5 protein-coding genes and 1 pseudogene are annotated in these 6,665 nt (G+C 46.8%); 1 reads left to right on the top strand and 5 read right to left on the bottom strand.

Annotated elements, in window-relative coordinates; genetic code table 11:
* The 4 genes and pseudogenes from Q0546_RS08480 to pheS all read right to left on the bottom strand — a co-directional run.
* A pseudogene (locus tag Q0546_RS08480) lies at positions 1–443 on the bottom strand (4-hydroxy-3-methylbut-2-enyl diphosphate reductase); the annotation flags it as partial.
* On the bottom strand, positions 433–1,707 hold the full coding sequence (gene aroA, locus Q0546_RS08475; protein WP_298792165.1) for a 3-phosphoshikimate 1-carboxyvinyltransferase: 1,275 nt from the start codon (positions 1,705–1,707) through the stop codon (positions 433–435). The pseudogene Q0546_RS08480 and the gene aroA, both read right to left, overlap by 11 nt.
* Positions 1,704–4,037 (bottom strand): phenylalanine--tRNA ligase subunit beta, encoded by a 2,334-nt coding sequence (pheT, locus tag Q0546_RS08470; protein WP_298792163.1) that lies wholly within the window; start codon positions 4,035–4,037, stop codon positions 1,704–1,706. The genes aroA and pheT overlap by 4 nt, the downstream gene beginning before the upstream one ends.
* A complete protein-coding gene (pheS, locus tag Q0546_RS08465) occupies positions 4,034–5,026 on the bottom strand; it encodes a phenylalanine--tRNA ligase subunit alpha (protein WP_298792160.1) in 993 nt (330 codons plus the stop codon). Before pheS ends, pheT begins: the two co-directional genes overlap by 4 nt.
* A gap of 123 nt (positions 5,027–5,149) precedes the next feature.
* On the opposite strand from pheS, the gene Q0546_RS08460 reads away from it, so the two are divergent.
* The gene (locus Q0546_RS08460; RefSeq protein WP_009493554.1) at positions 5,150–5,503 is read left to right on the top strand and encodes a histidine triad nucleotide-binding protein; all 354 of its coding nucleotides are present in this window, start codon (positions 5,150–5,152) and stop codon (positions 5,501–5,503) included.
* 130 nt (positions 5,504–5,633) lie between these two features.
* On the opposite strand, the gene Q0546_RS08455 is transcribed toward Q0546_RS08460, so the two are convergent.
* Positions 5,634–6,665 (bottom strand): methyl-accepting chemotaxis protein (locus Q0546_RS08455; RefSeq protein ID WP_298792158.1); only part of this gene is annotated, 1,032 nt, incomplete at its 5' end.

The raw sequence follows: 6,665 nt of genomic DNA, 5'->3' as shown, positions 1-6,665 counted from the left end.
AGTTTTACGTTCTCTAGCTCGCTCTCTTCTAGTACGACGAAAACCTTGCCGACGGCGTATGATTTTACGCCCTTTATCTCGGGGTGTTTTTCATCGCCGAATATCACGATATCGTAGCCCTCTTTACTCATTTTCTCGCAAATTTGCTGCGGTTTGGTCACAAATGGGCACGTCGCGTCGATCACCTTTATGTCGCTTTTTTTTAGCTCTGCTAGGTCGCCCTTTGTGATACCGTGCGTGCGAATGATTGCCTTTTTTTCGCCGTCGATTTCGTTTATGCCTTCAAGTGTTTTAACGTTAAAATTTTTATTTAGGCGGTTTATCTCGTCGTTATTGTGAATGATGGGTCCGATAGTTACGGCGTCCTTAGCGTTTTCGGCGATTTTTATAGCGCGCTTGACGCCAAAACAAAATCCGTAACTGCTAGCAAGCTCAATCTTCAACGCTAGCTCCAAGTTGTCTTAAAATCCCGCTAAAATTTGGAAACGAAGTCGCGATAAATTCGCTCTTTTCTATAACCATTCCGCATTTTAGCCCAAGCACCGCGAAACTCATCGCGATACGGTGATCGCCGTTGCTATCTATAATAGCGCAGTTTGCCTCGCCGCCTTTTACGCTAAAGCCGTCTTCAAATTCTTCGACTTCAAGTCCGCATTTTCGCAACCCTTGCACCATGATCGCGATGCGGTCACTCTCCTTAACGCGAAGCTCTTTTGCGTTTCTCACGCTACTTGTGCCCTGCGTATTTGCAAATGCGATGGCAAGCGCAGGCACCTCATCGATCAGCCACGAGATATTTTCGCTCACGTCCACGGCCTTTAGCGGCGCGTGCTTTATCTCGATTTCGCCGATGCTTTCGTATGTGTCGGAAGTTTCTTTAAACGTTACTTGCACGCCCATTTTGGCTAAAATTTTAAAGGCCTCCACGCGCGTTTTATTTAGCAACATATTTTTTAGCACGATGTGGGAATTCGGGATTATCGCTGCGGCTACGGCAAAGAAAAACGCCGAGCTAGGGTCGTTTGGAACGCAAATTTCAAGCGGTTTTAGCGGCGCGTTCATCGGTTCAACCTTGACGCCGCGGGGTAAAATTTGCAAACTAGCACCCATACCTTTTAGCATGCGCTCGGTGTGATCGCGACTAAGCTCGGGTTCGCTAAGCTCGCAGCCGTTTGACTTTAGTCCCGCCAAAATCAGAGCCGATTTTACCTGCGCGGAGGCGATTTTGCTATCAAATTTAAAATACTCCAGCTTCTTGCCGCGGATCGCCAAAGGCGCGTGATCTCCGCCGTTTGCACCGTCTATCTTAGCGCCGACGCTGATCAGCGGTTTAGCCACGCGCGCCATCGGACGACGATTTAAAAACTTGTCCCCGCTTAGCACGAAAAAACCCTCGCTAGCAGCCAAAAAGCCCATAAAAAGCCTCATAGCCGTGCCCGAGTTTCCGCACTCTAAAACTACGCTAGGCTCTTTTAAATTTGCGCTCGGAGTTATGATTAGCTCGCCCTCTTTTTCCTCGATATGCGCGCCCAAATTTTTTACGATCTCTAGCGTATTTAGCGTATCCTCGGCCTTTAGATAGTTTTTCACGCGGCTTGGCTTATCGCTTAAAAGCGAAAATATCGCGCATCTATGCGAGATAGATTTATCGGCCGCGATGTTTTCCAGGCTCGCGCTTATCGGCGTTCTTAATGCGTAAACTTTCATCTTAGTCCGATATTTAATTTTTGCTTTAAAGCGTCCAAAATTTTATCCATTATCGCCGCCACTTCCTCGTCTTCAAGCGTTTTTTGTATGTCTTGGAAGTTAAATTTGACGCTGAGGCTCACGTCGTCTCCGAGCTTATCGTCTGAATATATATCAACCGGCGCAAATTCTTTTAGGCATTCGATTTTTAGCGCATTTATACACTCTTTTATCGCTTCAAATTTCATGGTTTTAGGCACAATTAAACTTAGGTCTCTGCTGATAGCAGGGAATTTTGAGTAGGCTTTGACGACTGCGCCGTCAAATTTAAGCTTTTCAAACTCTATCTCGCAAAGATAGGTTCGCGGCAGGTCGCGCGCGGCTTCGACTCGCACGTCCACGCGACCGATATAACCCACGCAAACGCCGTTTTGATAGATTTTAGCTTGTTCAAATTCGCTTAGATATTTTACATCGTCGCACGCTTTTAGCTCAAATTCGCCGACCGCGTTTCTAACGGCCGTAGCAAAGCCTAAAAAGTCGATATCGGCAGGCTTTGCGCCGTTTAGCAGGCTAGGTTCTTTTGCTAGTCCGCTAGCTACGAAGCCAAATCTCTCGCTTTGTTCTCCGCTCTGGCTAAATACGCTACCGAATTCGAAAATTTTGACCGATTTTCGCTGATTTTTTACGTTTCGCTCGGCCGATTTTAGCAAGTGATTTGCAAGCGTCGACCTTAACGTGTTAAGCTCGCTATTTATCGGGTTGGCTATCTCGGCCTTGCAAGGCGCAAAACCGAGCGAGGCTAGCTCGCTCGCGTCGTCAAATACATAATGCACGCTCTCGAAAAATCCGGCCGCAGCCGCTTTTTTACGCAAATTTAGCGCGTTTTTGTAGCCTACAAAGGTATCGTTTACGCGGTTTGCTTCGCTAAAATTTAACGGCTTTGAAGCAATGTTGTCGATACCGACCATTCGCACGATCTCCTCGCACACGTCTTGAGAATTTACGATATCGTGGCGAAATAGCGGAACCTTCGCGTTCGCGCCCTCTTTTTCGGCGTTAAAAGTTAGGCTAAATCCAAGCTTTTTAAGTATCCTTACGACGTCGTTTTGAGAGACTTCTTGACCGATCATTTTTTGCATTTCGCTCATCGTAAAGCTCACGACTTTCGGCTCTCGCGTCATTACGCTTTGCTGAGAGCCCGCATAAAGCGCGACCGATTTTAGCGCGGCTAGCTGTTTAAATAAAAAATCGGCTCCAAAACCTACGTTTGGCTCGCTACCTCTTAGCGAGCGGTAAGTCTGCGCTTGGCGCGGCATTTGCTTGTCCTCATAGACCGTGGTTGCGATCACTTGCGGATCGGTGTAGCTAGCCTCAACTATGATTAGTTTGCTGTTTTCGTCAAGCCTCGCTGCATCCGTCTGATACACGCCGCCAACACCCAAAAGCTCGCCGCCGGCTAAAATTTCAGTCGCCAAATTTGCGCCCTTTTGCAGGTCAAAAATAGCGCGCTCGTCGTCCTTTTTGAGCTTTGCGTAATCATACGCGCTAAAAAGCACGCCGGTTGAGTGCGTAGCGTAGTCTAGCAGGCGCTCGATGCGGTTTTGTTTATCGCACTCGATCAGTGCCAAACGGATCTTCATCAATAAATTTTCGTCGAAATACTCTTTTATCTCAAAGGCTCGGTATTGAAAGCTACTTTGTAAATTTTCCTCGGCGTGGATAGCCAAAATGCGCCCGATACCGAGCAAATTTTCGCCCTCTTCGTATCTGGCGGCGTCTTTTAGCGGTAGATCAAGCGCAGCCGACAGATCCCTCGCTACGCCGTAAACACTCAGGCAGTCTCCGCGGTTTGGCGTTAGCTCGATCTCGATGATATCGTCGTTTAGTAACGGATATTCGCAAATTTCTTTGCCTAGTTTTAGCTCGCCGATACTTTCATCCAGCGGCATTATGCCGTCGTTTGTTTTAACAAGCCCGAGCTCCACGGATGAGCAGATCATTCCGTTTGACTCGACTCCGCGCAGTTTTGCCCTTTTTATCTCTAGGCCGCTTGGCATAACGGCGCCAGATAGCGCCACCGGCACGAACTGTCCGGCCTCGACGTTTTTAGCGCCGCAGACGATTTGTAGCGTCTCGCCGCCCACATCCACTTGACAAACGCTTAGTTTCTCGGCGTTTTCGTGTTTTATCTTGCTTTTTACGTAGCCTACGACGATGTTTTTAGGTACCCTGATCTCTTTAAAGCTATCAACCTCGAGTCCGATCGAATTTAACGTCTTTAGCAACGTTTCGCTCGTTACGCCCGAGATATCCAGCCATTCGCTTAACCAATTTCTTGAAATTATCATTTAAACTGCTCCAATAATCTTAAATCTCCCTCAAATAGCGAGCGCAAATCAGGAATTTGATGAAGCAGCATCGCAAATCTCTCGACTCCAAGCCCAAATGCGTATCCGCTCACGTTTTTATAGCCGACGGCCTTAAAGACGTTCGGATCGACCACGCCGCATCCTAGCACCTCGAGCCAACCGGTTTGCTTGCATACGCGACATCCCTCGCCGTGGCAGAAAATACAGCTGATATCGACCTCCGCGCTAGGCTCCGTAAACGGAAAAAAGCTAGGGCGAAAGCGCACTTTAACGTCGCCGAACATGTATTTTAAGAAATTTTCAAGCATTGATTTTAAATTTGCAAAGCTCACCGCGCCGCCCTCCTCGACTACGAGGCCCTCAACCTGATGAAACATCGGCGTGTGCGTTAGATCCATGTCGCGGCGAAACACCGTTCCCGGCGCTATCATGCGAATCGGCGGCTTTTTGCTCATCATCGTGCGCACCTGCACTGGGCTAGTATGCGTGCGAAGGAGTCTAAAATCCTTAAAATAAAACGTATCTTGCATATCGCGCGCAGGGTGATATTTAGGCAAATTTAGCGCCTCGAAGTTATGGAAATCATCTTCTATCAGCGGCCCCGTCTCGAGCGAGAAATTTTGCATCATAAAGTACTCGATGATCTTATCCATCGTAGCCATCACTGGGTGCAGTGCGCCAGCACCCGAAGGCTCGTTAAATAGCGTGATATCAATAGCTTCAGCCTTCATTTTGGCTTTTATCTCGCCGCTTTCAAGCTCGGTTTTTTTAGCCGCTAAAAGCGATTCAAATTCGTCTCTCAGCTTGTTTAAATTTGCCGCAAATTCCTTCTTAGCCGCTTCGTCCATATCCTTAAGCTTAGCAAACTCCGACGTGATCGCGCCCTTTTTGCCCAGTAGCGCGACGCGAATCTTGTCTAAATCCGCCAAATTCCCGCATTTTGCGATACTTTCTCTATACTCTTGCAAGTTTTTACCTTTACTGAATTTTAGGATAGATTGTAGTCAAAATTTGATAAAATCTGACTAAAAGGCGGGAAATTTTAACTTTTACTTGTTATAATTAAGCCAAATTCTAACCAGGAGAAAATCATGACGATATTCGAAAAAATCGTAGCAGGCGAAATACCTTGCAACAAAGTGCTGGAAAACGACAAATTTCTAGCCTTTAACGACATAAATCCAAAGGCTCCGATTCATATTTTAATCATCCCGAAAAAACACTTTGAAAATTTCCAGGAGATGGATGGGGCGCTGATGGGCGAGATGACGAAATTTATCCAAGAGGTCGCGGTGCTAATGGGCGTAGATAAGAGCGGATACCGCCTAGTCACAAACTGCGGCGAAAACGGCGGCCAAGAGGTCATGCATCTGCACTTTCACCTGCTAGCCGGCGCAAAGCTGGGCTGGGTAGATACTGCGACCGATCCGCAAAGCACGTTTTAAATTTTTAAAATTTACGCTCTAAATTTGAGTGCAAATTTGATTTAGCGAGCCGTCCGCAAGCACGGCAAACTCGCTAAATCTCCAAAAGACCGCCAAGTCCTTGCTGGGCTGGGCAGTTTAATTAATAATATTATTTCCTCGCCGCTCTAACCGCGTTCAAAAGCGTCTCAAAGCCGACTTTGCTCGATTTTTCCACGTCTTTTAGGATTTCCACTCCGGCGGCATTATCTTTACTACTATCTGCAAAAATCTTGATCGCTTTCTCTAGCCCGCTATGGACGTTTTCGTGATCGCGCGAGATATCTTGCACCGTTTTTGCGTCTTTTACGATATTTTTGACTTTTTCATTAAACCACTTACCAAATCTGCAACGCCCGGCCTCAGGTATGCTTTCAAATTCGCCGTTTAAAACGGCTCTATAACCATTTAGTTTCATATTTATATGATCGATCTTGCCGTTGCTAACGTTAACTTCGTTAGTTAAATTTAATGTTTGATTTAAGATATTTTGCGTATTTTCGTTTACGCTTGCGATAGTGCCCTGAAAATCGCTCAAAACGCGCATGACGTCGCCTGAAATTTGAGAAAAATTCTCACTCATTCCTATCATAGTATTTGAGCTTTGTTTAAGTCCGTTTATATTCACTTCGACTTCGAGAGTAGCTTTTTGCGTGCGTTCGGCGAGCTTTCGCACCTCATCGGCCACCACGGCAAATCCGCGTCCGTGTTCGCCCGCGCGAGCCGCTTCGATAGCCGCGTTTAGAGCTAGCAAATTCGTCTGATCGGAGATATCTTTGATGAGATTTATAATCTCCACGATCGACATCACGCTGTTATTTAGCGACGAGGCGTCGTTTTGCAGGTCGCCGCTCATTTGCTGGACGTTTTGCATAGAGCTAACGATAAAGCTCGTCTGCTCGCGCAGTTCGCCCGTCTTGGCAAAGGTTAGATTATTTAGCTCGTTTATATTTTTGAGTATTTCTAAATTTTCTTCCATCGTACCCTGCAAGAAATTTATACCGTCGGCATAACTATCCAGTAGCAGTTTGACCGCGTCGGCCTGCAACTTAGGCGCGTCCTGCTTGTTAGCCGCGCTTGATTTTACGGCCTCTAGCTCGCTTTGCAGTTGCTTTATCTGCGCTTTTAGACTTTCGTTTTCCTG

This window comes from uncultured Campylobacter sp. (assembly GCF_937997465.1).
GTDB lineage: Bacteria > Campylobacterota > Campylobacteria > Campylobacterales > Campylobacteraceae > Campylobacter_A.
This window is presented reverse-complemented; position numbering and strand designations above follow the sequence as displayed.